We start from the raw sequence: 25,354 nt of genomic DNA, 5'->3' as shown, positions 1-25,354 counted from the left end.
ATAGTCTCCAGACCATACAGACCACCCCATCCAACACGACCATGACACAAATCGACTTCAGCGGGGTCTTCCCGGCGATGGTGACCCCCTTTACCGAAGCCAACGAGATCGACACAGAAACGCTCCGCGAGGACGCCCAACGGCTCGAAGCCGCCGGCGTCGACGGCCTCGTTCCCATGGGCTCGACCGGCGAGTCGGCGACGCTCTCACACGNCGAACACGTCGAGGTCATCGANGCNNNCGTCGACGCNGTCGAGGACGTGCCNGTCATCGCNGGCNCCGGNTCGAACAACACNNNCGANGCNCTNGACCTNTCNCNGCNNGCGGCCGACGCCGGNGCNGACGNCCTGCTGCTCATCTCGCCGTACTACAACAAACCCGAACCACAGGGGATGTACGAGCACTACGAGGAGATCGCCGACACGGTCGATCTCCCGCAGATCATCTACAACGTCCCGAGCCGAACCGGCCGCAACATCGCCGTCGACACTGCCGTCGACCTCGCCGACCACCCGAACATCGCGGGCTACAAAGCCGCCTCGGGAGATCTCAACCGTATCTCCGAGGTCATTGAGCGCACACGCAGCAAAGACTTCGCCATCCTCTCCGGCGACGACGGGATGACACTCCCCATCCTTGCCGCCGGCGGCGACGGCGCGATCAGCGTCGTGGCCAACGTCGAACCCGAACGCGCCTGTGCGATGGTCGGCGCGGCCTTGGAGGGCGACTACGAGTTCGCCCGCGCGATCCACCACGAACTCGGGCCGCTCACCCGCCAGTTGTTCGTCGAGACCAACCCGATCCCGGTCAAAGCCGCGATGGCAATGCGTGGCTACACGCCCGAGATAATCCGCTCGCCGCTGACGGAACTCTCCGAGGAACACCGCGAGGAACTCCAAGCGCGGCTCGACGAACTCGACAGCGACCTTGCTGAGGCGGAGGCGACGACCGAATGACCGAGATCGCCGTCACTGGCGCGGCCGGTCGGATGGGTCGGGAAGTCCTCGCCGCTGCCGCCGACCGCGAGGCAATCGAGGTCGCCTTCGCGGTCAACCGCAGTCCGGTCGACGAGCTGATTTCGGGTGTTGTCATCGAATCCAGCGACAATTTCGCGGAACTACTCGCTGAGTACGAGCCCGATGTCGTCGTCGATTTCACCGGCCCTGAATCGGCCCTCGCGTACGCCGACGCCTGCGTCGAACACGGCGTCGCGCTCGTCACCGGCACGACCGGCTTCGACGATGACGGACTTGACGCGCTGCGAGCCGCAGCCGAATCGACGGCAGTGCTAAAAGCCTCGAACTTCTCCCGCGGTGTTGCCGCTCTCCGCCTCGCCGTACAGGAGGCGACGGCAGCCCTCCCCGATGCCGATATCGAACTCACCGAAACGCATCACAACGCCAAGCGCGACGCGCCCAGCGGCACCGCAAAAACGCTGCTCGACGACATTGAGGGTGTCCGCGACGACCTCAGCGAGCGCGTCCACGGCCGCGAGGGCGAGGCCCCGCGATCGGCCGACGAAATCGGCGTCCACGCTCGCCGCGCTGGCGATATCGCCGGCGAACACGAGGTCCTGCTCGGCGGTAGCAACGAGACGCTATCGCTGACCCACCGCGCCGGCGACCGGAGTATCTTCGCCGACGGCGCGCTGGATGCTGCCGAGTGGCTGGCCGGACGGGAGCCAGGGTGGTACGACTTCTTCGAGGTCATCGACGACGCGTAACTACCGTCCGATATCGACCGGACAGCCCTGTATCTCACCGCCGCGCATCCCATCGGCGACCCAATAGGTCGAGAGCAACAGCGCGAGGACCGCCAGTAGTGAGAGTTCGAGCCCGCCGAGTGGCAACAGCAACACGAGTCCGCTCGCGCCGAACAGCGAGAGGACGCCCAGCAGGAGTGCCGAGCCGCAGGCGGCACAGCCCGCGCCGAGTACGCCGAGGGCGACGCCGAGCAGACTACCGCCGCTGCCGGCCGCCGAGAGGTCGTGTTCGCGGAGGTGGTACGTGACGAGCGCGAGGTTCGCACCGACGAGCGACACCACGAGCAGGAGTGCTGCCCCGTCGAGCGCGCTGTAGTTCGTCCCGACGAAGGGGTACTGCTCGACGACGAGGACGAGCCGATCCGCAAGCGGCAGCGAGCCGCCGACGATCAGGTCGCTTGTCAGCGTGAGGTTCTGCGAGAGGGCGAACGCCGTCAGTGCCCCCCACGCGGTGAGCACCGCGAAGCCGGCATACGCCGGGATCGACAGCACGAGCCGGAGCGTCCGCCCGATGAGTCGCAGATCCGCCCGCCGCGTTGGCAGCCGTTTGGACATCAGAGGTTGAGCGCGGTTTCGACAGTGCTCGTACTGACGCTTCCGTTCAGCGAGGTCTGGAGTGCACCGTCGACGAAGGCGAAGCTCGCCGGGGTTATGTTGCCCGCACCGGCTTCTTCTCCAGCCGCCAGCGTCGCCTCGACCCGACTCGTGATTGCCTCTGAATCGACATCATCAATGACGGCTGCCGCGTCGAGATCAGTGTTGTCTCCGAGCCACGTTTCGGTCTGATCGAGGACGTTGTCGGTGTTGAACGAGCCCTGTTCGGCGAAATAGTGATCGAGGAGAGCCCAGAACGCCGCTTCGTCGCGGGCCAGCGTCGCCTCCAGCGCGTGGGCTGCAGGCTCGCCCCACGCGTAGACGACCGGATACGGTCGCACGGCGATGGAGAGATCGCCGCTTTCGACGTATTGGGATTCTAATTCGGCGACAGTGCCCTGATGGAAGGCCGCACAGCGGGAACACGAGGGATCGTCAAGGACGACGAGCGTCGCCGGTGCCTCGAACGGATCGGGGCCGAGGTGGGGCCACTCGGCGAGGTTCTCGCCGAGCGGGTGGTCGGCCAGTGCGACGCCGTCGGATGATTCGCCGCTGCTGCCACTGCTGCCGCTACCACCACCCATACACCCGGCGAGCGTCAGGCTCGCTGCCGCGCCGGCACTACCGAGGAGGCTTCGCCGGGTTCGCTTAGTCACGATTCGACACCCCGAGTGGTGGCTGTACTGTAGATGGCTGACGATGCCGTACTGAGAGCGGATGTGCCATGCGTACCGACTACTTCGGCAATTCCCCTCATGAGGGTTTTTCAAACTACGTCTGGACTCCGTTCGGAGACTCTCTAGACTTCAGCCCCACAGCGACCGGTGTTGCTCGTGGCTGTCGGCCGTTCGGCTGTCTCCGCATTGCCGAAAACCATCGAATACAAACCTCTCAGCGAGAGAGCCTACATATGACACTCGAATCCGAGATTTCCGACCTGTGGAGTCGCTATGACGACGGGCTGACGGCCGACGAAGCCACTGACGAGGATATCGCAACGCTCGACGCGTTCCTCGAAGCCCTCGAAACCGGCGAGGTGCGCGCCGCCGAGAAGACCGGCGACGACGTTACTTCGTGGGAGGCCAACGCGTGGGTAAAGGAGGGCATCCTCCTCAATTTCACCCTCCGGCACAACCAGGCCCAGGAGTACGGCGGCGTCAGCTACAACGACGTACTCCCGCTGCGCCGCACCGACGACCTCGCCGAACGCGGCACGCGCAACACGCCAGACGGAACGACGATCCGCCGTGGCTCCTANNTCGGCNNGNACNNCATCATGATGNNNCCNNNCTTCGTCAANATCGGCGCGTACGTCGGCGACGGCACGCTCGTCGACTCCTGTGACACGGTCGGCTCCTGTGCACAGATCGGCNCCGACGTNAANCTNGGCGCGAACACGCTNNTCGGCGGCGTNCTCGAACCCGTCGAAGGCGCGCCGGTNNTNNTCGAGGACGGTGTTTCCCTCGGCGCAGGCTGCCGTGTTACCTCGGGCTTCAAGATCGGCGAAAACTCGATTATCGGCGAAAATACGCTGCTCACCCCGCGTATCCCGGTCTACGATCTCGTTGAAGAGGAAGTCATCTACGGCCACCTCCCCTCGGAGCGGCGGGCCTTCACCCGCTTTGTCGAATCCTCCGTCAGCGAGCACGACCTCTTCGATGGCGGCGCGTACAAGCCGGCCGTCGTCGCCACCGACGTTGAAGAGGAGACCCTGGAAGCGACCCAGCAAGAAGACGCCCTGCGAGAGTAGGCTACGATGTCGAGTAAGCTGGTGGCAGCCCGAACCAAAGCATTGAATCGCTGACCGCCCCCACAACAGGTAATGGCTGTACCCGATCTCGCAGACTCCCCGCCCGTCCGCCGCTTGGCCGACTGGGACGACCAGCGGCTCCGGTCGCTGGCGGCGACCCACGACACGCCGCTGTACGTTATCGACCTCGACCGCGTCCAGGCGAACTACCAGCGGTTCTCGGCGGCGTTTCCCGACGCCCACGTCATGTACGCCGCGAAGGCCCACACCGGCCAGTCCGTTCTCTCGGCCCTGCTCGAAGTCGGCGCGGACATCGAGTGTGCCGCCTGGGGCGAACTCCAACGCTCAATCGACGCCGGAGCCGATCCGAATACCCTCCAGTACACCGCGGTCAACCCCCCGGACCACGATCTCGATTACGCCGTCGATCTCGCTGAGGACGCGCCCGGCCTGACGATCACCATCGGTGCGACCGACACCCTCGACCGCCTCGCCGAGCGCGGCTACGACGGCCGAATCGCCATCCGAATCAACCCCGGCATCGGGACGGGTCACCACGAGAAAGTCGCCACTGGAAACGACGCCAAGTTCGGGATTCCATACGACCAGGTCCCGGAAGTCGCCGAGCGCGTCCGCGAGGAGTTCGACCTCGTCGGCCTCCACTCGCATGCCGGCAGCGGCGTCCTGACCGACGACCTCGAAGACCACTGCGAGGCCATCGAACGCGTCGGCGAGATGGCCCGCCGCGTCGGCGATCTCGAATTCGTCGACATCGGCGGCGGCTTCGGCGTGCCGTACCGCGAGGACGAACCGCCGCTCGACCTCGAAACGACGAGCGAAATGGTCAGAGAGGCGGTCGGCGACATAGACGCCCAACTCAAACTCGAACCAGGCCGCTACATCGTCGCCGATGCCGGGCTCATTCTGACGACTGTCAATACGATCAAGGAAACCCCGGCGGCGACCGTCGTCGGCGTCGACGCCAGCCTTGCGACCCTCATTCGCCCGGCGATGTTCGGCTCCTATCACCCGATGCGGAACGTCAGCGCGCCCGACCGCGAGGCAGAACCTGTCACGGTCGGTGGCCCAGTCTGTACGAGCGCGGATGTCTTCGCCACCGACCGGCCCATCGCGCGGCCCGAGCGAAACGACATCCTCGCCATCGGCAACGCGGGTGCCTACGGCTACGAACTCGCCAGCCAGTTCCACTCCCAGCCGCGACCCGCCGAAGTCGCGCTTGAGGGCGGCGACGACCGCGTCGTCCGGCGGCGCGAAACGCTCGACGATGTCACCCGGGTAGAACAGTGACTGCGGCAACGACGGGCTTCGATATCGAGGAGTTTCACGCGGAAGCGGTCCAAACACCCTCTCACGAAAGCGTCGACGAGATGCGGGAATTGCTCGTCGACACGCTGACCGACGCGGGCCATTCGCCACACGTCGATGACGACGGCAATGTCCTCGTCAGTCGCGGCGTGGGTGACGTGACTGACGAGGGTGCCACGGCCTCGCCGCACATCGTCCTCAACACCCACATCGACACCGTCGCCCCGCACATCTCCTACGAGCCCGACGGCGATGTCGTCCGCGGGCGGGGAGCCTGCGACGCCAAAGGGCCGCTGGCGGCGTTGCTGGCGGCGTTCCTCCGAACTGAGCCTGACGAGGGCACGCTGACGCTGGCGATTACGCCCGACGAGGAGACGACGCAGATCGGCGCGGCCGCGCTTGCCGATCGGCTGTCGGCCGACGGTTTCATCGTCGGCGAGCCGACCGACCTCGATGTCTGTACCGCTGCTCGCGGACAGTGTGAAGCTGAGATCACGGTGTCGGGAGCCGGCGGCCACGCGGCCAGCGTCCCGGCCGACGAGAACCCGATGTACCTGATCGGCCACGTCCTGACCGCTCTCTCGGCGTACGACGACACTGTCGGCACCGAGGCCGACCCGCTGCTGGGCGAGCCGAAACTGACGCCAACGGTACTGAGCGGCGGCGACACGACCAACCGCGTGCCGGATGAGTGTCGGCTCACGGTTGACCGGCGGAGTGTTCCGCCTGAAACGAGCGACGGGTTCCGGGAATCGCTGCAGGCCTATCTTGCGGACCAACTACCTGACCGCGACGTTGCCGTCGACTTGCTCCGTGCCGACACGCCGTTTCCCGATCCGTTTGTCACCGACAGCGACGCCGAACTGGTCACGACGCTGGCGGCCGCAAGCGACGGCGACATCCGCGCCTTCGGGGCGGCGACGGAGGCGTCGTACTTCGCGGCGACTGCGCCCACAGTTGTCTTCGGTCCGGGCGTGTTGGCTGACGACGAGGGGCCGGTCGCCCACGCGAGCCGGGAGTACGTCCGGCTCTCGGACGTGCGTGCGGCTGCTGACGCCGTCGAAACCGCGCTGACAACGCTCGTCTGATCTCGCTGTCGATATTCGTCAGAACCGCGACGGGGGCGTTCCCGGCTTCTGGCTATCGGTTTTGGTCTCAACAAACCAATATTTATAAACTATCATGGGGTATCCCCGGTAATGTCGACGCTTCGTGTTCTTCATCTGGGGGCTCCGGAGTCTCTCGATCCGCTTGCCGAGGCGGCCGAGACGTTGACTGCTGAGCGGACTTTTTCGATCGTCAGTGTCGAAACCGCTGCCGAGGCTCACGAGGCCTACGAGTCACAGCCGTTCGAGTGTCTCGTGGTCGAACCCCACGCCGCAGTCGACGTGATCGACTTCATCGCCTCGATCCACGAAACGGACCCGAAGCTCCCGATCCTGCTGTTTACCCATCCCGATTCCGTCGATCTGATCGGCAAAGCTCTCGCCGCCGGTGCGACCGACTACGTCCCGAAAACCGACGCCGGTACCGACTACGAGCTGTTGGCGACGCGGATCGAGACCTCGATCAGCTACGCCGGCGAGCAGAACACGGCCGACCCGTGGCGACAGTCGACCTCTGCGATCTCCCAACTCTATGCGGTAACCAACCAGTCGGAGCTCTCCTTCGAGGAGAAACTCGACCGCGCCCTTGAGGTCGGGGCCGCCGAACTCGGCTACCCTGTCGCCTACGCGACTCGAGTGGAGGACCGCAATCTGGAGATCCTCTCGGTGGCCGGCGACCACGAGGGGATCGAAATCGGCATGACGAGCGAGCTCTCGGAAAACTACTGCAAGCTTGTCGTTGACAACGCCGAACCCGTCGGCATCAACAACGCCGAAGCCCACGACGCGCTCGCGGAACTCTCGACGTACTCCGAGTTGGGCCTCCAGTGTTACGTCGGCGCGCCGATCATGCTCGAAGACGAGGTTTTCGGGTCGTTGTGTTTCGCCGGGACCGAGCCGCGGGACCCACAGCTGATCGAAGCCCAGAAACTGACCGTCAAGACGCTGGCCCAGTGGGTCGGCTACGAACTCGAACGCAGTCGCCGCGAGGAGGAGCTCAGACGCCAGATCGACCGGCTTGAGGAGTTCACCAACGTCGTCTCGCATGACCTCCGAAACCCACTGAACGTCGCCCAAGGTCGGCTGGAACTCGCCCAAGCCGAGTGCGACAGCTCCCATCTGGAGACCGTCGTCGACGCGATGGACCGGATGGAGGACATCATCGAGGACACCCTGACACTGGCACGGGAGGGCCAGACCGTCGACGACAAGGAGCCCGTCGAGATCGCCGAGCTGCTCGACAACTGTTGGGACGTGATCGAAAGCGAGGACGCCGAACTCCGGGTCGTCGACGAGTTCACCGTCCACGGCGACCGCAACCGCCTCTCGCATATCTTCGAGAACCTATTTCGGAACGCGATCGAACACAGCACGCCCCCGGTGACGATCCGGGTCGGCCTGCTCAACGTGATGTACACCTCAACGCGGGCTGACACGGGCGGCACCTTCGGCTTCTTCGTCGAGGACGACGGCCCCGGCGTTCCCGAGGGTCGCCGGGAATCGGTTTTCGATGCCGGCGAGACGACACGGAAGGACGGCACCGGGTTCGGGCTCTCGATCGTCAAACAGATCGCTGAAGCCCACGGCTGGGAAGTCGAACTCACCGAGAGCTTCGACGGCGGCGCGCGCTTCGAGTTCACGAACGTCCGGTAGCGTCGTTACACCACAGAGCGATCCGCGGCGATAGTGGCCTGCGTTCGAATCGACGCACCGATCTTGGCATAGGGCGAATGTACAGATACTGCTTTCAAAAGAGCCACTACAGAAGATACTAAGAATATTATGAACCTGATACAACACTGACGACATGTTTTAGTTAACAAACGCGTAGTATTATTCGGCTGTTCATCCCTGCCCGAGTGAACGGCCGTCGATCCGTCAATCCCCCGTCCGGGGAGTTTCGTCGGTTTTCTCCCCGGCGTTTGTCCCGGACCCGCTCCCGCACGCTTCGATCCCACTGATCTCGAAGCGTGCTCCACCATCCGGACTTTCGGCAATGCTGATCTCCCAGCCGTGGGCTTCGACGACCTGTGAGGCGATCCGAAGTCCGAATCCCGTTCCGTCTGGCACTGACGAATAGCCGGACTCGAACACTCGCTCTCGGTCGGCCGGCGGGATGCCAGGACCGTCGTCCGCAATTGCGAACCCGGTGGCGGTCGGCTCGACCCGCACGGTTACGTCGTCGCCGCCGTGGGCGATGGCGTTCGAGAGGAGGTTTTCCAGCAGTTGGGCGAGGCGGTCGCTGTCGGCTTCGATCCGGTGGCCGTCGAGTTCCGGGGCAACGATGAGTTCAGCGTCGGTCGTCTCGTCACCGACGAGGCGCCATGCCGCCGTGACGGCGCCCCCGAGATCAACGGCCTCCGTGTCGCCGATGTCGCGGCCCGCACGGGCGAGCCACAGAACGTCGTCGATGATCCGGCCCATGCGCGCGAGCGCGCCTCCAAGCGGCTCGAGATGCTGGCTCTCGAACTCGTCGCTGAGTAACTCCAGCCGGCCTTGGGCGACGTTCAGGGGATTTCGGAGGTCATGCGAGACGACCCCAGCGAATTCCTCAAGCCGATCGCGTTCGCGTTTGAGTTCCGCTTCGCGGGCTTTCCGATCGGTAATATCGGTATAGTGTTCGACGCGGCCGCCGGCCAGCGGGCCGTTCTCGATCGGGCGGCTCTGATGGAGCAGCCAGCGTTCCTCGCGGTCCTCGCCGGGGAGAACGTGGCACTCGAACTCCTCGATATAGGTGTTGTCGGCGTAGGTGTCGCCGACGGTTTCGGCGAAACGGTCAGGCCGCTCGAAGATCGACGCGATCTGCGATTCGATGAGGGCGGCTTTGTCCGCGCCGATCACCGCATCGCGGTCCAGTCCGAAATAGGTCGCCGTCGCCTCGTTGATCCACCGAACGGCAAACGTCGGATCCAGCACGAAGATCGCGGTCTCCGCCCCGTCTAAGGCGGCCAACACGCCGGCCGAGCCGTCGACTGGGAACTCCGAGGGGGCCGCCGTGTCGTCGCTGGGATTACTCATATAGAATCAACACTACTCAGTCGCTGGCAGTCCGCATGACGCTTTCGGTCAGGCGGGCACACGCTTTAGCTGAACCCGGACGACGCTACCGCCGTCGTCGGCAGCGATGTCGAGGCGACCGCCGTAGCTTTCGGTGAGCCATTTCACGAGCCAGAGGCCGAGCCCGCTGCCGTGGGAGAGCGGCGATATTTCCGCGTCGCCGAGGACGATGTCCCGTTCGGTTTCGGGAATCCCGGGCCCATTGTCCCTGACGGTGAGTTCGACGGTGTCGTCGTCGACGCTCGCCGCCACGGTTACCTTCGGCATTGACGACGTATTGTGGCGGATCGCGTTGTCGACGAGGCTATCGACGACGATCCGCAGTCGGCCATCAGCCTGCACTGTGAGGTCGTCCGGACAGTCGACTGTGATCGTCGCCTGTTGGAACCGGCGGAGGCAGTCTTTCGAGACGCTGTCGACGATCGGTGTGAGTGCTGTCGGCTCCAGCGTTGCCGACTCGCCAAGCACATTGCGGATCGTTTGTGCCTCCGTACAGAGCTGTGTGAGGCTGTCCGCGGTCTCCGTGATTGATTCGAGGGCGTCGCGTGTGGCCTCGTTTTCGGCCGTTTCGAGGGCCTGCTCGGCGTGACCGGTAATGAGGTTCACGTCGTTGCGGAGGTTATGCCGGAGGACACGCTGGAGCACGTCGAGATACCGTTCCTGTCTGAGTTTGGCGGTGATATCGCTGTAGATCGCAAAGCCGTGGTTCTCACCGATCGGCACACTCCGATAGAGGAACTTCCGGGTGCCGTCGGCGGTCGTCCGCTCGATGACCGCCCGGTTCGGTTTTCCGTCGGCGGTCCGCTCATCGAAATCCGTCGCCTCGCCCTGTCGGTCAGCCGGGACGATGAGGTCGTTGAGCGGGAGGCCAGCGACGCTGTCGACGACGCAGAACACCTCGCGGAACGCTGCGTTCGCCTGGACTATGATCGGCTCACCGTCGTCCAGTTTGAACTCGACAACCGGGTCGTTCAACTGCTCGAACAACGTTTCGAACCGACTCGTCGCGTTCGTGGGTGGTGTCGTTGTCATGGTGGGTGGGCCGAAGGGTCGGCAAACAGGCCGCGTTAGCCGAGTCGCGTTCGGAAGGAGACGATGCCGTGTTTACCGACCGTGTCGTGACGGCGGTGACAGACGCCGTAGCCGGTCGACGGCCGCATGATGCTGAGACCGAAGCTGTCGATGAGTTCCTCGACAGCGGCGACGTAGCGGTCGGAGAGCGCATCCGGCAGCGCGTTGATCGTGTTCGGCGAGGCGTCGACGGACTCCTCGCGCCAGTTGGAGGTTTGGGCTGGCGTCAGCTGTTTCGTCTCTGCTGTCATGTGGTGATACATCGTCAGGCAGAGTTCGTCGCTGGCCGACGCAGTTGGGCGAATCCGGATCACTGTCTTCGGATCGCGGTAGATCGTCGTTTCGGCCGCCGGGGGCGACTCGGGAATGTCGAACGCGGGAGCCGTTGGAACACTCGGTTCGGGTGGGGACGATTGGTGAACAGAGCCGTTTCGGACGGTCTGTTCGGGGACGTTCGTACTCATGTGTTGGTGGGTTTCCTGCTTCGCAGGTGGATTACCTCGATGTGTAGTAATAAGTTTTTTGCAGATTTCTATCATGATCGTACACCGAAAACGGAAAGAAAGAAAACAAACACAGCAATATAATCTATTTAGTTGTATAGAATGGAATAAATATGCTCTAGCCGCGAGGTGGCCTATATGCGGGACAGAAGCACAATCGTCGGATTGCAGTGGCTCTTCGACCGTCGTTCATCCCGACGACTCGCTGCCCGCCGTCGGTTACTGTAACTCCGCCTCTTCAAGGGCGGCGTTCAGGTCGGCCCGGACGCGCTCGCCGGTTTCAAGATCCCGAGCGGTCGTCACCAACCGATTTTCTTGCACGCTTGAGCCGTCCCGCAGCAACATTCGGACGTTGCCGTTGTCGTCGGCGCGGGTGATCTTTGCTCTGAGGCTGCTTTGGGAGCCCTTGCCGCCGGCGTCGATTGGCCCGGGAATGATCTTCTTGATGTGGGGGTGGTCGGCGACGATGCTGATGGCGTTGCGGCCGGCGCGGCCGCCGATAATCGTCGAGTGGCTGCCGCCGATCTTCTCGCGTGGCGGAATATCCACGACATCGAGAGCCGACTCACCGCGACGGTCGAGGACCGTTTCGACTGGGTCGTCGTCGGGCACGCGATAGAACTCGTAGTGGAGTTGTTTACGGGTCTCCCGCAGCGGCTCGCGCTCGCCGGCAGCGAAGACCGTCTCGGGTCGCTTGCGGCGGATCTCGTCGGCGACGCGGCCGGCGAAGTTCCGGAGTTCGACGACGGTCGCCCGATCGTCGTGGTCGTCGTCCTGCACCGTCGTGATCGTCGTCTCGCCGCGGATTTCCTCGCCGTCGAGCATCGTCAACGTCGCCGCGTCGCGCTCGAACACGGCGACGACGGCGTCGCAGTTGGCGGTGTCACAGACCAAACAGTAGTCGCCCGGCCGATCGAGGTCGGTGTGACACTGCCGGCACTCCATACCGACCCGAGCCGGCGGAGCGTAAAACGCCGTTCGGTCCGCGCTCGCGGCGAGCGGTTCCCAGCGACTGAGAACGCCCGTCGCGGTTTAAGCCCGTATAGCCCCTCTCTTCACCTGTGAGGGATCACCAATGACAACCAACCAAACCACAACGACTGGCCTCGGCCTCCGACGGCAGTTCAACGACCTCGGGACGGGAGCCGGCTACACGCTGCTGCTCGTGCGGCTCGTGACCGGCTACTGGTTCCTGCATGCCGGCTGGACGAAGTTCGCCTTCGTCGCTGGCGAGCCGTTCACCGCGGCTGGCTACCTCGCCAACGCCGACAGCCCGATCGCGTGGCTCTTCGGCTTCGTCGCGGAGACGCCGTGGCTCCTAGAGTTCACGAACTTCATGATCCCGATCGGCGAGTTCATGATCGGCCTCGGACTCATCGTCGGTGCCCTGACGCGGCTGGCCGCGTTCTTCGGTGGGTTCCTGATGGTGATGTTCTACCTCGGGAACGCCGACTGGGCCCACGGCTACGTCAACGGTGACCTGCTCGGCCTGATGATGTTCGCCATCGTCGGCGTGCTCGCGGCCGGCCGGGTCGCCGGCATCGACGCGGTGCTCGAAGACACCGAGTTCGTCGAACAACGACCGTGGCTGCGCTACCTGCTTGGGTAGCACGCGGTCGTCACGTCTCTGTTGCTGGCGGCTTTTTGCTACGGTATCTACGTCTCTCGTCACGAACATACCAGCGTATCTCCGGAGTCAGTCAGCCCGTGCCGCGTAAAATTGAGGGCGCATCGTCAGTCGAGACGACGTCCTATGCGGACTGCTCGGCCAGTGCGTCCACCAGGACGCGGCAGTAGTCGGGAATGTCCTTGACGACACGTCCCCAGACGATGTTGCCGTCCTGGAACGCCGGTTCGTCGACCCAGTTCGCGCCGGCGTTGATGAGGTCGTCCTTGATGCCCTTGGACCCTGTCGCGTCCGAGCCCTCCACGATGCCGGCGGAAATGCCGACCAGCCCGGCGTGACAGATCAGCCCGATGATCTTGTCGTCCTCGTAAACCTCGCGGACGAGGTCGAGCACTGACTGGTCGCGGCGAATCTTGTCGGGCGTCCAGCCGCCCGGGACCAACACTGCGTCAACCGCCGCCGGATCGACATCTTCGGCCGCCACCTCGGTCTCGGCGGTGAGCCCGCCGCTTTTGCCCGTGTACTCGACGCCGGCGTCCGTGCCGACGACATCGATCTCTGCCCCTTCTTCCTTCATTCGCATGTAAACGGCCCAGAACTCCAGATCCTCGAAGCCCGGTCCGACCAACATGGCGAGTCGTGTGTCTTCCAGTTTCATGTATGCTCACCGTTGGGCGCGTGAACCAGCCGTACCGGACGTGCGTTGTCCAGTCGGCTCCGCCCGGTCGCTGCCCAACTGTACAGCAGTCTAGCCCGCCTTCGAGATAATCTTTTGTTTCGGCCAACCGAGCAAACACGGAGAGCCGCCTCAGCAGGCCGTGCGTTAGCCCACTGTCGAGGAGCTACAACGCAAGCGGATCGGCTTTCAGATACTCCCGCAGCAACGCGGTCGCATACGACCCGCTCGGCAACGCGAACTCGAAGGTCATCGTCTCGGGGTCGACCCGCAGATCGGTCCGCAACAGGATCGCCCGCCGCGTCCCAGTCGAGCCGAAATCGTCCGGCAGGTCGAAATCCGCCGGCTCGATACCGACCTCCGCAAGCACCTCGCGTTCGATCTCGCCGGGCTCGCCGTCGGCCAACTCGGTATCGGTGCCGACCAGCGGCGCGGTCACGAACGCCCGGCCGCGCGAACAGTGGCGTTCCATCACGTCGACCCGGCTTCCAGAAACGCGCTGGAGCCTGTCGGTGTCGGGCGCGTACAGTCCCTCAGGTGCGTCGCTATCAACGAAACAGCAGACGTCGCCGTCGACGGGGCGATCAAACGGCAGTCCGCGGCGCAGTCGTTCCGAGAGAATCCGGTTGAAGACGAACGACTGGGCGGCATTGACAAAGAGCCGCTGGAGGTTCCACGGGACGGCTTCGAGTGCGTGCCGGAAGTCCTCCGCCGCCGACGCGCCGTCCTCGGCGAGCCGGTGGACCATCGACCGCTCGTAGCCGAGTTGGCCCGGCAACTCATCGAGGCAGGCCCCCCAGTCGGGGTCGTCGCTGGCGGCTTCGTCGGCGACGAATTCGCGGGCGGCCTGTGTCGCTTCCGGTTCGGTTTCGAAAGGATTGGCGACGTACGACAGCACGGCTTCGCGCCATTCGCCGCGCACGATGTTGAGACCGACTTCGTGGGTAATCGGTCGCCGGCTGCCGAACCGCTGTTGGCCGAACCAGTTCGGAATTCCGGCGACAGCAGTATCATCCTCGTTGCCACCGAAGGCATGCAGATCATCGGTGATCTCGCCCACGCGCTCGCTCGCGTCGGCGTTGGCCTCGCGGACCCGAATCTCGAAGCGGTTCCCGTGGAGGTCGCCGAAGGAAATCGGGCGACCCGTCCGGCCGAGAACGTCGATCTCGGCGGCTCGAATATCGAGGTCGGCGATGGCATCGGGGTCGCCGTTGCTGACCGAAAACAGCTGTGTCGTCACCGCGTGTTTGTCCTTCGTGCCGGCCCACGAGACGCGCTCGCGGCTCGCGTTGAGGGCGTCCGAGAGCCGGCTGGCGAAATCGTTGGTATCCCACGACCGCAGCGTCGCCCGCATGAGAATTTCAGGGTAGGCTCCGGCGTCGGCGTCGAGCGGTTCGGGGTCGAAGTTCTCGATCTCTTCGACCCGGAAATCCGCGGGCTTGACGCGGAGTTGCCCGCCGATGCCGTCGGCGTCGCTCACGTAATAAGCGGTGCCGACCGCCTGTTCGATAGGGTGGGACTCACGCATCGGCTGATCCATCACAGATCGCCAACGCAGCCTCGGTGTCGCCGTCGAAGCGGGCGAGAAGATCGCGCGCTGTTTCGGCGACAGCGTCGTCGACAGCGACGTGGACCATCCCCTCGCCGGGCTGGCCGTAGACGACGCTCGCGCCCCGCGCTGCGAGTAGAATCGCCGGCAACGCGGCCAGATCCTCCTCGCCTTCGACACTGATCGTGACCCGATCGTCGCTGGCGATCGCGTCTTTGAGTGTGGCCAACAGCGACTCCGAGAGCGTCCCCGGTTCGTTCTCGACAGCGACGCGGCGGCCGGCGAGGTCGTCGAGAATCGCGTTGATCTCGTCGTCGACGGGCTCGCGTTCGGTGCGGCCGTCGATAGCGGCTACGTCGGGCTGGCGGCCGGCTTCGACGAGGTGGGCGGTGACGACATCGCCGACGCTGATCAGGGTCGGGGCTTCGTCGCCAGCCGTGGCTGCGTGTTCGTCGGCCGCTGTCAGAAGAGCTGTCGGGTCGGTATAGATCTCGCCGAGTGGGGGTTTGAGCTCACTCCGCAGCGACTCGGGGAGGCTGAGCACGCTATCGGACCTTCAGCGCGTAGCTGCCGGGTTCGCTGACGTTCATTTCGGTGGCGACCTCGCTTTTCTCGGGATGGGAGATGATGACGTAGCCGGCCCAGTCCTCGGTGAGGCTGGAGGAGCCACAGTTTTCACAGTTTTGCCGATCCGGCTCGTTGACGTAGTGACATTCACGACAGGCCAGCCGGTCGTCCGCCATCTAGGCTCCCTCCGCCGTTGCGTCCTGCTCGCGCCGCTTGCGGTCCCGCTCCAGCCACTCGTGTTTGCCGAGGCCGNNCTGNTTNGCNGTNAGGCCGATCTTCGAGTCNCGNGGGTTCCGCTCGTCGATGCTCTTCGTGACGATGCGNGTCCGGACNGCGTCGNCGACNCCGAGCNCNCNGTTNGANTCNNNNGAGGCGAGCTGCTGGTTCTCNNCGTCGNNNGCGAGNTANTCGTCCGAAATTTGAGAGACGTGTAGCAGGCCATCGACGGGGCCGATCCCGACGAACGCGCCGAACTCGACGACCTCGACGACGGTGCCGTCGGCGACTTCCTGCATCGAGGGATCGAACGTGATTGCGTCGAATTCGGCCTCGTAGTAGACGCCGGGGCGGTTCGGCAGCACGGTCCCTTCGCCGATCTCGTGGACCTCGATGACGCTGACGACGCTGCCGACGTCTTCGTCCATTCGTCCCTCTAGCTTGTCCTGCAGCAGGCGTTTGACCCGCTGTGGCGACACATCCGCCAGCTGTTCCGGCGGCACTTCGACCGTATCTTTGAGTCGTACCCGTTTGTACATATTATGGTGCTGTTATCCCGAGGTTGCTTTCGCCCTGTCTGCTGACAACGTGAACGCCGTGGGATAGGAGGCGATCACGGAGTGGGGCGTCGTTCGTGACGACGTAATCGAATTCGCCGTCGGTGGCTAACTCGACAATTGCGTCGTCGGCATATGAGACGTTCGTTTCAACGACACGACACCGACCGGCAAGATCTTTTCCCACGCTGGCGGCGGTGGCTGCCTCGCCGTGGCCCGATTCGAGCCGGTCGAGTTCGTCGAGGACGGCCGACGGGACGACCAACTCGGCGACGTCGCGGCCGAACAGCCGGTCGAGTTCGTCGAACACACGGATATCACATTCGACCGGCATCATGAGTGCGTTGGTATCCATCCCGACGGTCACCATGTTACGCTCGCAGCGTGCCGATGCCGATCAGTCGCCAGCGCGCGCCGACCCGGCGGTTGATGGCGATGGTCGCGCCGTCGCGGGCACAGACCGGCCGTTTCAGGTTGACCTCGCACTCGCCGTCCCGCGCGCTGGTCACCGCGCCGACGGTCGTCGCGGTACCGACGGTCAACATCAGCGGTTCGCCCGTCGAGATCGCCTCGACCTCGTCGTTCTCGCCGACGACTCGGTCAAGGAGTTCGACATCCATCTCGAAACCGTTCCGCGTCGGCGGCAGCGTGCCGGGTTCGCCGGCGACCTGCCCGCCCAGCGAATCGCCCTTCGTCAGACTCGGATCGAGGCCGGTACCGACGCCGATGAGGCCGCCCGGCCCCACCGAGTCAGGATAGCCGTCACCGGCCTGCAGCGACCGGATCGTCGTCGTCAACGGCTGCCACTCGGTTTGGCCGCCCTCCTCGACTTCCCGGCCGGGGCGGAGTTCGATCTCGTCGTCGGCGGAGAGTTCGCCGCTGACGAGGCTGCCGCCGACGACGCCGCCGGTGAGGTCCTCCCACGTCGTCCCCGGGCGATTGATATCGAAGCTCCGGGCGACGAACATTTCGGCGTTGTCGTCGTCGCTGCGGTCCGGCGTCGGGATCGTCTCTTCGATCGCGCCGATCAGCACGTCGAGGTTCGTCTCCTGTTGGGCACTGATCGGGACGATAGGGGCGTCCTCGGCGACCGTGCCTTCGACGAACTCCTGGATCTGCTCGTAGTTCTCCATCGCCCGCTCGCGGTCGACGAGGTCGAGTTTGTTCTGGGCGATGACGATGTTGTCGATCCCGATGATATCGAGGGCCATCAGGTGTTCTTCGGTTTGGGCCTGTGGCACGTCCTCGGTCGCCGAGACGACCAGCACCGCGCCGTCCATCAGCGACGCACCGGCGAGCATCGTCGCCATCAGCGTCTCGTGGCCGGGCGCGTCCACGAAGGAAACCGTCCGGAGTGGCTCACTGGCCTCGCCGTTCGGGCACTCCTCGTCGACGGTATAGCAGTCGGGTTCCTCGGTATCGGGGCATTTGCGGAACGTCGTGTCCGCGTAGCCGAGNCNGATNGAGATNCCGCGTTTCATCTCCTCGGAGTGCTGGTCNGTCCANGNNCCGNNNAGNGCNTNNACGAGCGTCGTCTTCCCGTGGTCGACGTGNCCGACNAGNCCGATGTTCACCTCCGGTTGTGTAGTCTCTTGTGTCACTATTGGCCTCCTCAGAGTAGTCGTACCGGACGTTCGCCCTGAGCGAGTGATAAAGGTGCTGTTCTGGGTGCGTCTCAGCAGCCAATGGCGCGGCCGGCAGCCAATCAGAACAGCGGCTGATCAGAATGCGGGTCGGTACTGCTCGCCGAATGCCCGCCGTCGAACCGTCGCCGCGGCTGCCGCTGGCTCGTCTTGATACGTCGCCGCGATGACCGTCTCGGCGAACGGAATCGGGTGCCAGACGACCGAGTCGACGTTGTCGCTGCCGAGCCGTTCAACCGTGTACTCGGGATGGTCGTCACACCACGCCTCAAACGCATCGCGGTCGCCGTGGAAAACCTCCAACAGCGACGCGAACAACGCGTCCCGGGCGGTTTCGATGACTTCGCTCGTCACGCGCTCGGCGTACTCGTCGTTGCTCAACTCCATCGCCTTCGCCGTCTCCTTGACGACGATTTGGGCAGTCGACCCCAGCGACTCGTACGCCTCCCCCGCGTCGTCGGCGGTTTCGGGTGCGTAGATACCGTCAATCTCCATACCGGTCCGAGTCGCCGCCGCGTTAGGACTCTTTTCGTTCGTCGTCGCTCTCACTTCGTTCGTCGCCCTGCATTTCCTGCGTGAGTTCGCGGGCCTCTCTGAGGACCGCTTGCGCGTCGCCATCGAGGGCCGCATCGCCATCAACGGCGGCATCCTCGGGCGCATCGATCCCGTTCGGCAGCCCGCTTGCCGGCTCTGGATCGCGGTGGCTGTGTTCGCCGATATGCTCGTGGTCGTCGGTTTCCTCGGCGTGGTCGACGACGCGCTCGCCGAGGTCGGCCCGCGAAATCGACCCCCAGTCATCGACGGTGTCGTCCAGCCACGCCTCGTGGTCGCCGCCGTGGAGGATCGCGCTGACGGCGAGGTGGTCGGCCAGCGGCTCGCCGCCGCCGAACGGGGCCGCACAGACCGGACACAGATAACCCATAGGCTCGCTACGCTCGTCGCGGAAAAAACAGTGCCGCTATCGACCCAGATCGGCGGTCGGCTCCGGCCCCTTGACGAGGACGAGGGCGGCCTCGCCGTCGTCGTAGTAGCGGGGCAGCCGCTTGGTCGGCTCGAAGCCCGCATCGCGGTAGAGCTTCCGAGCGCGGACGTTGCCCTCCCGGACTTCGAGTTTGATTCGGGCAGCGTCCGCGACAGTCAGCCCGAGGATCGCCCGCTGGAGGAGGCTCCGGCCGAGGCCCTCTCCCTGTTTGGCGGGGTGGACCGCGAGGTTCTTGATGTGGCCGATGTCGCGGCCGGCGTTGGGTGTCGTGTCGGCAACGACGTAGCCAGCGATGTGGTCGTCAGCGATGGCGACCAGAAAATTCGGCTCGCCGAGGAACTTCTCGAAGGCGGGATAGGGCCACGGCTGATCGAAGGCCTGCTTTTCGATCCGGTAGATCGACAGCAGGTCGGCGCGGGTCGCCTGTCGGATGGAGACGCTGTCCGGGCCCTGTTTCGAGCGCGTTGCCACACGCCGGGGTACGCAGTGTGAGGTAAAAAATACGCAGGGTCGGTGCAATGTGGCTCGGCTGCCCCCGCCGCTGCCGACTATGCTCCGCCGGTGTCGAGATACGTCGCCACCAGCTTTCGCTCGGCGGCTCGGAGGTGCTGGTGGAACGTCTGCCGCGTGATATCCATCGTTTCGGCGATCTCGGAGCCGTCGACCGGGCGGGGCCACTCGAAGTAGTCGTTGAGCGCGGCGGCCTCAAGCGCGGCTCGCTGGCGGTCGGTCAGCTTCTCGTCGATCTCGGCGGTGAACTCGTTGCGCCCGCGGTCCCGGCGGTCGCGCTCGGTGCGCCCGCGGAGATCGACACCGTCGTACTGCGCCCGCAACGCGTCCAACAGCGAGCGGACAGCCTGCTCCGGCGGGGCTTCGACTGTCAGCTCCGCACCCTCGGCGGTCGCGCTGAGTCCTGTGACGACCGCGCCGTGGTCGGCTAACTGCTCGTAGAACGCCGGTGTCTCGACGCTCACCGACAGCGTGCGTTCGGCATCGGTTTCCGAGACGGTGCGGACAGCCGACACGAACGGCAGCGACGCTAACTCGCTGGCGTCAACGCCTGTTTGTGGAGCGGTAACGTACCACTCACACTGCCCGTCCGCCGAGCGGGTCGTCCCGACGTGTTCGACCGTCGTTTCCAGCGTGGCGGCGATCGCCGACAGCGGGAACGACGCGTCGCTGATGCCGACTCGGAGTTCGACCACCTGATCGGTTGTCAAGATCCGGGTCGTTTCGACGGCGTGGAGGCCGTTGGCGATCATCGTCCCCAGCGAGGCGAGTACGTCCTTTTCGCGTTGATCGAGGGCCTCAGAATCGGTCCCGTAGACGCCGAGCACGCCGTACTGCCGGTCGCCGTAGCAGAGCGGGACGACGAGCAGTCGATCGGCACCGACCACCTGTGGATCGAGTGCCGTGTCCGTCCCGGCCGGGAGTTCGCGTGGCTCGTCGGCTTCGATCCCTTCTCGCACGGCCGTCGGCAACTCGGCCAGCGGGATCGACGACGCGACCGCTTCGTCGCTGCTGGCAGTGATCGTCAGACTGTCGCCCTCAAGGCGGCCGATCCAGCCGCCGCCGTACCCGGGCTCGTCGGCGACGGTTGCACAGACTTGATCCTCGATCACCTGCCGCTCGGTCGCCTCGACGAGGACGCCGGCGACCTCGCTGAGCAGGCCGTTGACCCGTTCGAGGACGCGCTGAAGGCTCTGTTGCTCGCGGCTGAGCTTTTCGGCGCGCTCGGTGGCAAGCTCCTCGGCCTGCCGGCGGTCGGTCACGTCGATCTGGAAGCCGACGTAGTGGGCGAGCTCGCCGTTTTCGTCGTGGATCGGGGCGATGGTGAGCTCGTTCCAAAACGGTGTGCCGTCCTTCTGGTAGTTGCGTACCTCGACGGTCGTCGAGGACTCCTCGTTGAGCGCCGTCGAGAGTTCGCCGACCGTTTCGGGGTCGGTTCCCGGTCCCTGTAGCAGCCGCGGGTTGCGCCCGAGCACCTCGTCGGTGTCGTAGCCGGTGAACGACTCCCACTGCTCGTTGACGTAGACCAACGGGTCGTCGCTCAGCTCCGGATCGCTCAGGCTGACGCCGATCGGGGCCTCCTCGATCGCCCGGACCAACTCTTCGGGGGCGGGTTCGTGTCCGGAGATGTCCTGTGACCGTTCGGCCTCGTCGCTGGCGACACGGCGGACCGTTTCGACGACGTCCTCGACAGCGTTGTCAGCGCGTTTGTCGACGTAGCTGTCGCGGTCGCCGTCGAACTCGACGGTCGACACCGCGTCCGCGTCACCGTCGGCGAACAAGACGATCGGCAGCGATGGTGCTATTTGCCGGACGGCAGCCCGGAGTTCACAGCCGTCGTCGCCGGGCAGCGAGCGTTCGGTGACGAGGCAGTCGACGTCCTCGGTCGTCAGCGTTGCCAGCGCGGCCGAGGCCGTCTCGACGTGGCGGACGGTACAGCCTGCCCTCTCCAGTGCGGCCCGGAGGCGATCACTGCCATCGGGCGGGTGGACGACCAATACGCGCGGCGATACCATACCATGTTAGTTTGGACCGAACCATCAAATAAGACCCGGTCCCACAGGTAGCGACGGTCTGGAGCGGGTTCAGTCTCGTCGCATCTGACTAGTCAGGCTGTGGTGTTTACCCGCATGCGTCCTGTAACTGTACGTGGATTATGACAGTCCCCGCGTTCGCCGACCTACTGACAGTCGCATCGACAACCGTCCCGGAGACCCAATTCGAGATCTTTCAGGAGGTCGCGGCCAACCAGTCGCTGGCCCTCTCGTTTTGGTCGAACATCGCCCTCGCCGGGATCGCAATCCTCCTGTTCGTCTACATGGGTCGCGGCGTCGACGACCCCCGAGCGAAGCTGATTTTCGTGGCGACGTTGATGGTGCCGCTGGTCTCGATCTCCAGCTATACTGGACTCGTCTCGGGGCTGACAATCAGTTTCCTTGAGATGCCGGCCGGGCATCCGCTAGCCGGTGAGGAGGTTCTCACGATGTGGGGCCGGTATCTCACGTGGGCGTTCTCGACGCCGATGATCCTGCTTGCGCTTGGGTTGTTGGCCGGCTCTGATCTCACGAAGATCTTCACCGCCGTCGTGATGGATGTCGGGATGTGTGTCACCGGCCTCGCCGCGGCGTTGACGACTTCCTCACTGCTGCTGCGCTGGTTCTGGTATCTGATCAGCTGTGCGTTCTTCGTGGCCGTCCTCTACATCCTGCTCGTGGAGTGGCCGAAGGACGCCGCGGCCGCCGGGACGGACGACATCTTCAACACGCTGAAAGTCCTGACTGTAGTGCTGTGGTTGGGTTACCCGATCCTCTGGGCGCTCGGTGCAGAGGGCTTCGCTCTGCTCAGCGTCGCCCAGACCTCGTGGGGCTACAGCATCCTCGATTGGGTCGCCAAGTACGGTTTCGGCTTCCTGCTGCTGCGGTGGGTCGTCAACAACGAGACCCTCGTCGCCACCATCGCCGCCGGCACGGTCGGCTCGGCGACGCCGGCTGACGACTGAGTCGCCCCGCAGCACCCCGACCGACTCCGTTATTATATTGCTCCGGATCCAATGCGAGACAACGATGACTGAGGCGGCGACACCGATTTCGACAGCCCCCACGATCGACGCGATTCCCGCTGTCGATGCGGCCGCCGAGTCGGGTGTCGTCGTCTGGCACCGCCGTGGCCTGCGGACGGCTGACCATCCCGCCCTCACCGCCGCGGTCGATACCGCCGACCGAGTGCTCCCGCTGTTCGTTTTCGATCCGACGTTTTACCGCGACAGCGGGCTGGCCTGCGACGCCCGCAGCGAGTTCCTTCACGAGTCGCTGGCTGCTCTCGACAGCCAGTACGACAGCCTCGGCGGCGGACTCACGTACGCACACGGCGATCCCGTCGAGATCCTCTCCCGGTTCCGCGACCAGGGTTGGCAGGTCGTCGCCAGCGCGGAGCCGACAGGTCGCTACGGACGCGAGCGCGACAACGCCGCGGCTGCCGAAGCCGATGTCGAGTTCGTCGCTGGCGACGGGTTGATTCGGGAAGCCGCAGACACCCGCGAGGGATGGAGCGATCACGTCGAAGCGTGGTTTACAGCCGACCAGCACGCTGTCGACAGCGGCGACGCCGATTTTGTGACGCTTGAGACGCCGCTCACGCCCGACCGCGTTGCCGATGCTTACGATATCGACCCGACCAAAGAGCGCGTCCCGCGCGGCGGCCGCGAGGCCGGGCGGCGTCGACTCCACCACTTTGCCGACTCGATCCGGTCGTATCCGGGTAACATCTCTGCACCGAGCGACGCCGAAGACGGCACCAGCCGTCTCTCACCGTATCTCCGGTTTGGCTGTCTCTCGGTACGAGAAGTCTATCAGCACATCGACGAGCACGCTCCCGACTGCCGCGGCAAGCAGATGTTCATTTCAAGACTGTACTGGAACCGCCACTACACGCAAAAACTCGCCGACTGGCCGGGGTGGCTTGATACCGCAGTCAACCCCGTTATGGAGGAGTTCCACGCCGACAACCACGACCCCGCACTCGTCGACGCATGGAAACAGGGCCAAACGGGGTATCCGATGGTCGACGCCTCGATGCGCTGTCTGCGCGAGACGGGGTGGCTGAATTTCCGCATGCGGGCGATGTGTGCGTCGTTTCTCTGTGACTTGTGCCAGCAACCCTGGCAGATCGGTGCGGACTGGTTCTACTACCACCTGATCGACGCCGATCCGGCGATCAACTACACCCAGTTCCAGACGCAGGCTGGCGTCGTCGGCACGAACATGTTGCGCATCTACAACCCTCGCAAGCAGGTCCGCGACAACGACCCCGACGGCGAGTTCATCCGCGAGTGGGTGCCCGAACTCAGGCCTCTCCCGGACAAATTTCTCGATCAGCCCGAGAAGACGCCGCTGGCCGTACAGGACGAGTACGGCGTCGACATCGGCGACGACTATCCGTATCCAATCGTCGAGTACGAGGCCGCACGCGAGCGGATTCAGACGAAGTTGGAAGCGGTCCGGGACGACGCCCGCCGCGCGCTCCAGCGACCCGAGGTCGCCGAACGAGCGTCGCTGTCGCGTCGCGGCCGCGGCTCCGGCGGACAGCCGTCTGCCGACGAGGCGACCGCCGACACCGACGACGACCAAGCGTCGCTCTCGGAGTTTTGATCGCTTATCTCGGCGGTGTCGCTCAGATCCAGTTCAGCCGCCGGAAGAACGCCACCTGTCGATACATCTTACAGCCGACACAGTAGTCGAACACTGACGACGCGACCGCCAATCCGACGACAGCGGTCGCCACCCCGTAGCCAACGACGCTCATCCAGCCGATCCCGCCGGCCCCGGCGATGATGAGACAGCCGCTTGCCACCGAGGTAAAGATCGCGGCCAGTAGCTTCGAGAAGCGATGCGGCGCGGCGGCCTCGCGGTCGGCTGGCGCGCCGACGACAGCGTGCAGTTGTTTCCAGATGATCCCGTAGGGATCGAGCCGCCACTTCGAGAGCGCGGCGATGACGAGGACCGCCGTGATCGCGTAGACGAACGCGGGCCGCTGGAGGCCGATCCCAGCGGCGAGGCCGAGTGCAGTGATGCCCTGCCCGAACCGTGGGGCTCGTGGGTCGACCATGGCTGTCGGATTCGTGGTCGTGGGGCTCTCACTCGCTGCTACAGACGGTCCACTCATACACTGATAGACAGACGGTGGCCGGATAACGTTGCCGCGGTCTGACTGCTCTGTCACACACGCCTCAGTAGCGATGATCCGCTCCGGTCGAAAAATAGCGAAAATCCGGTGTTCGTGGCGTTGTGGCGCTGTTTAGTCGTCGGCGGGTGCGGCACCGCTGCCGCCGGTCGCCTGATTTTTCGTCCACGAGAGCTTGCCACCGGCGGCGAGGATGTCCCGCTCGCGTTCGGAGGCGTGGAGTTCGGCGGTGAACTCCCAGTCGTCGTTGACGCGGCAGGTGAATTCCTCGGAGCCATCACGGACGCCGGCACCGATGTCGTCGGCGACGACGATGTCGTCGCCTTGGTCGATCTTGGCGTAGGTTTCTTCGTCGATCGTCAGCGGGACGATNCCGAAGTTGAACAGGTTCGCNNNGTGGATNCGNGCGAAGCTCTGNGCGANGACGNCCTCGATGCCGAGNTACATCGGACANAGNGCNGCGTGNTCACGCGAGGAGCCCTGNCCGTAGTTCTCGCCNGCGACGAGGANGCCGCCGTCGNNCTCNAGNGCGCGCTCNGCGAACGTGTCGTCGANNCGNGANAGNGTGAACTCNGAGAGCTTNNNGANGTTCGACCGGTACATCAGGATGTCCTGGGTCGCCGGGATGATGTGGTCGGTCGTGATGTTGTCNTCCATCTTNAGNANGGNCNNNCCNNCGA

The 25,354-nt window shown here is 64.7% G+C and carries 27 protein-coding genes and 1 pseudogene (1 of these 28 running past the window's edge); 9 read left to right on the top strand and 19 right to left on the bottom strand.

Annotation, left to right across the window (positions count from 1 at the left end; all coding sequences use genetic code 11):
* Positions 1-41 precede the first annotated feature (41 nt).
* Together dapA and dapB are read left to right on the top strand one after the other, a co-directional pair.
* Positions 42-956 (top strand): 4-hydroxy-tetrahydrodipicolinate synthase, encoded by a 915-nt coding sequence (dapA, locus tag EGH24_RS01590; protein WP_142978427.1) that lies wholly within the window; start codon positions 42-44, stop codon positions 954-956.
* Positions 953-1,723 carry a 4-hydroxy-tetrahydrodipicolinate reductase gene (gene dapB / locus EGH24_RS01585; protein WP_142978426.1) on the top strand — a complete coding sequence of 257 codons (771 nt, stop codon included), beginning with the start codon at positions 953-955 and terminating at the stop codon, positions 1,721-1,723. Before dapA ends, dapB begins: the two co-directional genes overlap by 4 nt.
* Here the strand turns inward: dapB and EGH24_RS01580 are convergent, their stop codons facing one another.
* Together EGH24_RS01580 and EGH24_RS01575 are read right to left on the bottom strand one after the other, a co-directional pair.
* Positions 1,724-2,317 (bottom strand): hypothetical protein, encoded by a 594-nt coding sequence (locus EGH24_RS01580; RefSeq protein ID WP_142978425.1) that lies wholly within the window; start codon positions 2,315-2,317, stop codon positions 1,724-1,726.
* Positions 2,317-3,012, bottom strand: a complete 696-nt coding sequence (locus EGH24_RS01575; protein ID WP_142978424.1) for a DsbA family protein — start codon at positions 3,010-3,012, stop codon at positions 2,317-2,319. Before EGH24_RS01575 ends, EGH24_RS01580 begins: the two co-directional genes overlap by 1 nt.
* 254 nt (positions 3,013-3,266) lie before the next feature.
* Here EGH24_RS01575 and EGH24_RS01570 point away from each other — a divergent pair, with 254 nt between their 5' ends.
* The 4 genes from EGH24_RS01570 to EGH24_RS01555 all read left to right on the top strand — a co-directional run bounded on the left by EGH24_RS01570 (position 3,267) and on the right by EGH24_RS01555 (position 8,191).
* A complete protein-coding gene (locus EGH24_RS01570) occupies positions 3,267-4,106 on the top strand; it encodes a 2,3,4,5-tetrahydropyridine-2,6-dicarboxylate N-succinyltransferase (RefSeq protein WP_142978423.1) in 840 nt (279 codons plus the stop codon).
* 72 nt (positions 4,107-4,178) lie between these two features.
* Positions 4,179-5,414, top strand: coding sequence for a diaminopimelate decarboxylase (lysA, locus tag EGH24_RS01565; RefSeq protein ID WP_142978422.1), 1,236 nt, complete (start codon positions 4,179-4,181; stop codon positions 5,412-5,414).
* Positions 5,411-6,520 (top strand): M20/M25/M40 family metallo-hydrolase, encoded by a 1,110-nt coding sequence (locus tag EGH24_RS01560; protein ID WP_142978421.1) that lies wholly within the window; start codon positions 5,411-5,413, stop codon positions 6,518-6,520. Before lysA ends, EGH24_RS01560 begins: the two co-directional genes overlap by 4 nt.
* A gap of 111 nt (positions 6,521-6,631) precedes the next feature.
* The gene (locus EGH24_RS01555) at positions 6,632-8,191 is read left to right on the top strand and encodes a hybrid sensor histidine kinase/response regulator (protein WP_142978420.1); all 1,560 of its coding nucleotides are present in this window, start codon (positions 6,632-6,634) and stop codon (positions 8,189-8,191) included.
* Positions 8,192-8,416: 225 nt separating this feature from the next.
* On the opposite strand, the gene EGH24_RS01550 is transcribed toward EGH24_RS01555, so the two are convergent.
* The 4 genes from EGH24_RS01550 to EGH24_RS01535 form a co-directional block, all read right to left on the bottom strand.
* Complete coding sequence (locus tag EGH24_RS01550; protein WP_142978419.1) at positions 8,417-9,556, bottom strand: PAS domain-containing sensor histidine kinase; 1,140 nt, start codon at positions 9,554-9,556, stop codon at positions 8,417-8,419.
* A gap of 48 nt (positions 9,557-9,604) precedes the next feature.
* The gene (locus tag EGH24_RS01545; protein WP_142978418.1) at positions 9,605-10,627 is read right to left on the bottom strand and encodes a PAS domain-containing sensor histidine kinase; all 1,023 of its coding nucleotides are present in this window, start codon (positions 10,625-10,627) and stop codon (positions 9,605-9,607) included.
* 35 nt (positions 10,628-10,662) lie between these two features.
* Positions 10,663-11,130: a hypothetical protein gene (locus tag EGH24_RS01540; RefSeq protein ID WP_142978417.1), complete on the bottom strand. Its 468-nt coding sequence runs from the start codon at positions 11,128-11,130 to the stop codon at positions 10,663-10,665.
* Positions 11,131-11,388: 258 nt separating this feature from the next.
* A complete protein-coding gene (locus EGH24_RS01535; RefSeq protein ID WP_142978415.1) occupies positions 11,389-12,114 on the bottom strand; it encodes a DUF2103 domain-containing protein in 726 nt (241 codons plus the stop codon).
* 130 nt (positions 12,115-12,244) lie between these two features.
* Between EGH24_RS01535 and EGH24_RS01530 the strand changes: the two genes are divergently transcribed.
* Positions 12,245-12,778, top strand: a complete 534-nt coding sequence (locus EGH24_RS01530; RefSeq protein ID WP_142978413.1) for a DoxX family protein — start codon at positions 12,245-12,247, stop codon at positions 12,776-12,778.
* A gap of 142 nt (positions 12,779-12,920) precedes the next feature.
* Here the strand turns inward: EGH24_RS01530 and EGH24_RS01525 are convergent, their stop codons facing one another.
* The 11 genes from EGH24_RS01525 to EGH24_RS01475 all read right to left on the bottom strand — a co-directional run bounded on the left by EGH24_RS01525 (position 12,921) and on the right by EGH24_RS01475 (position 21,511).
* Entirely contained in the window at positions 12,921-13,454 is a 534-nt protein-coding gene (locus tag EGH24_RS01525; RefSeq protein ID WP_142978411.1) for a type 1 glutamine amidotransferase domain-containing protein, read from the bottom strand.
* Positions 13,455-13,638: 184 nt separating this feature from the next.
* A complete protein-coding gene (truD, locus tag EGH24_RS01520) occupies positions 13,639-15,000 on the bottom strand; it encodes a tRNA pseudouridine(13) synthase TruD (RefSeq protein WP_142978409.1) in 1,362 nt (453 codons plus the stop codon).
* Positions 14,993-15,565, bottom strand: coding sequence for a GTP-dependent dephospho-CoA kinase family protein (locus tag EGH24_RS01515; protein WP_142978408.1), 573 nt, complete (start codon positions 15,563-15,565; stop codon positions 14,993-14,995). The genes truD and EGH24_RS01515 overlap by 8 nt, the downstream gene beginning before the upstream one ends.
* 1 nt (position 15,566) lies before the next feature.
* The gene (spt4, locus tag EGH24_RS01510) at positions 15,567-15,764 is read right to left on the bottom strand and encodes a transcription elongation factor subunit Spt4 (RefSeq protein ID WP_142978406.1); all 198 of its coding nucleotides are present in this window, start codon (positions 15,762-15,764) and stop codon (positions 15,567-15,569) included.
* Positions 15,765-16,343: a DNA-directed RNA polymerase gene (locus EGH24_RS01505; protein WP_142978405.1), complete on the bottom strand. Its 579-nt coding sequence runs from the start codon at positions 16,341-16,343 to the stop codon at positions 15,765-15,767.
* Position 16,344: 1 nt separating this feature from the next.
* Complete coding sequence (locus EGH24_RS01500; protein WP_142978780.1) at positions 16,345-16,716, bottom strand: DUF188 domain-containing protein; 372 nt, start codon at positions 16,714-16,716, stop codon at positions 16,345-16,347.
* 16 nt (positions 16,717-16,732) lie between these two features.
* Complete coding sequence (locus EGH24_RS01495) at positions 16,733-17,962, bottom strand: translation initiation factor IF-2 subunit gamma (RefSeq protein ID WP_142978404.1); 1,230 nt, start codon at positions 17,960-17,962, stop codon at positions 16,733-16,735.
* 120 nt (positions 17,963-18,082) lie between these two features.
* Positions 18,083-18,499 (bottom strand): DUF5809 family protein, encoded by a 417-nt coding sequence (locus EGH24_RS01490; RefSeq protein WP_142978403.1) that lies wholly within the window; start codon positions 18,497-18,499, stop codon positions 18,083-18,085.
* 22 nt (positions 18,500-18,521) lie between these two features.
* Positions 18,522-18,926: a DUF5810 domain-containing protein gene (locus EGH24_RS01485; protein WP_142978401.1), complete on the bottom strand. Its 405-nt coding sequence runs from the start codon at positions 18,924-18,926 to the stop codon at positions 18,522-18,524.
* Positions 18,927-18,962: 36 nt separating this feature from the next.
* Complete coding sequence (gene rimI / locus EGH24_RS01480; RefSeq protein WP_142978399.1) at positions 18,963-19,457, bottom strand: ribosomal protein S18-alanine N-acetyltransferase; 495 nt, start codon at positions 19,455-19,457, stop codon at positions 18,963-18,965.
* Between the two features lie 77 nt (positions 19,458-19,534).
* Positions 19,535-21,511, bottom strand: coding sequence for a bacterio-opsin activator domain-containing protein (locus tag EGH24_RS01475; protein WP_142978398.1), 1,977 nt, complete (start codon positions 21,509-21,511; stop codon positions 19,535-19,537).
* Positions 21,512-21,651: 140 nt separating this feature from the next.
* Here EGH24_RS01475 and EGH24_RS01470 point away from each other — a divergent pair, with 140 nt between their 5' ends.
* Together EGH24_RS01470 and EGH24_RS01465 are read left to right on the top strand one after the other, a co-directional pair.
* Positions 21,652-22,494 (top strand): bacteriorhodopsin, encoded by an 843-nt coding sequence (locus tag EGH24_RS01470; RefSeq protein ID WP_142978397.1) that lies wholly within the window; start codon positions 21,652-21,654, stop codon positions 22,492-22,494.
* 64 nt (positions 22,495-22,558) lie between these two features.
* On the top strand, positions 22,559-24,142 hold the full coding sequence (locus tag EGH24_RS01465) for an FAD-binding domain-containing protein (RefSeq protein ID WP_142978396.1): 1,584 nt from the start codon (positions 22,559-22,561) through the stop codon (positions 24,140-24,142).
* Between the two features lie 22 nt (positions 24,143-24,164).
* On the opposite strand, the gene EGH24_RS01460 is transcribed toward EGH24_RS01465, so the two are convergent.
* Positions 24,165-24,656 (bottom strand): DUF4395 domain-containing protein, encoded by a 492-nt coding sequence (locus tag EGH24_RS01460; protein ID WP_142978394.1) that lies wholly within the window; start codon positions 24,654-24,656, stop codon positions 24,165-24,167.
* Between the two features lie 132 nt (positions 24,657-24,788).
* Positions 24,789-25,354 (bottom strand): annotated as a pseudogene (locus EGH24_RS01455) (aconitate hydratase); it runs 1,408 nt beyond the window's last position.

The sequence above is a fragment of the Halonotius terrestris genome (assembly GCF_006861665.1).
GTDB lineage: Archaea > Halobacteriota > Halobacteria > Halobacteriales > Haloferacaceae > Halonotius > Halonotius terrestris.
This window is presented reverse-complemented; position numbering and strand designations above follow the sequence as displayed.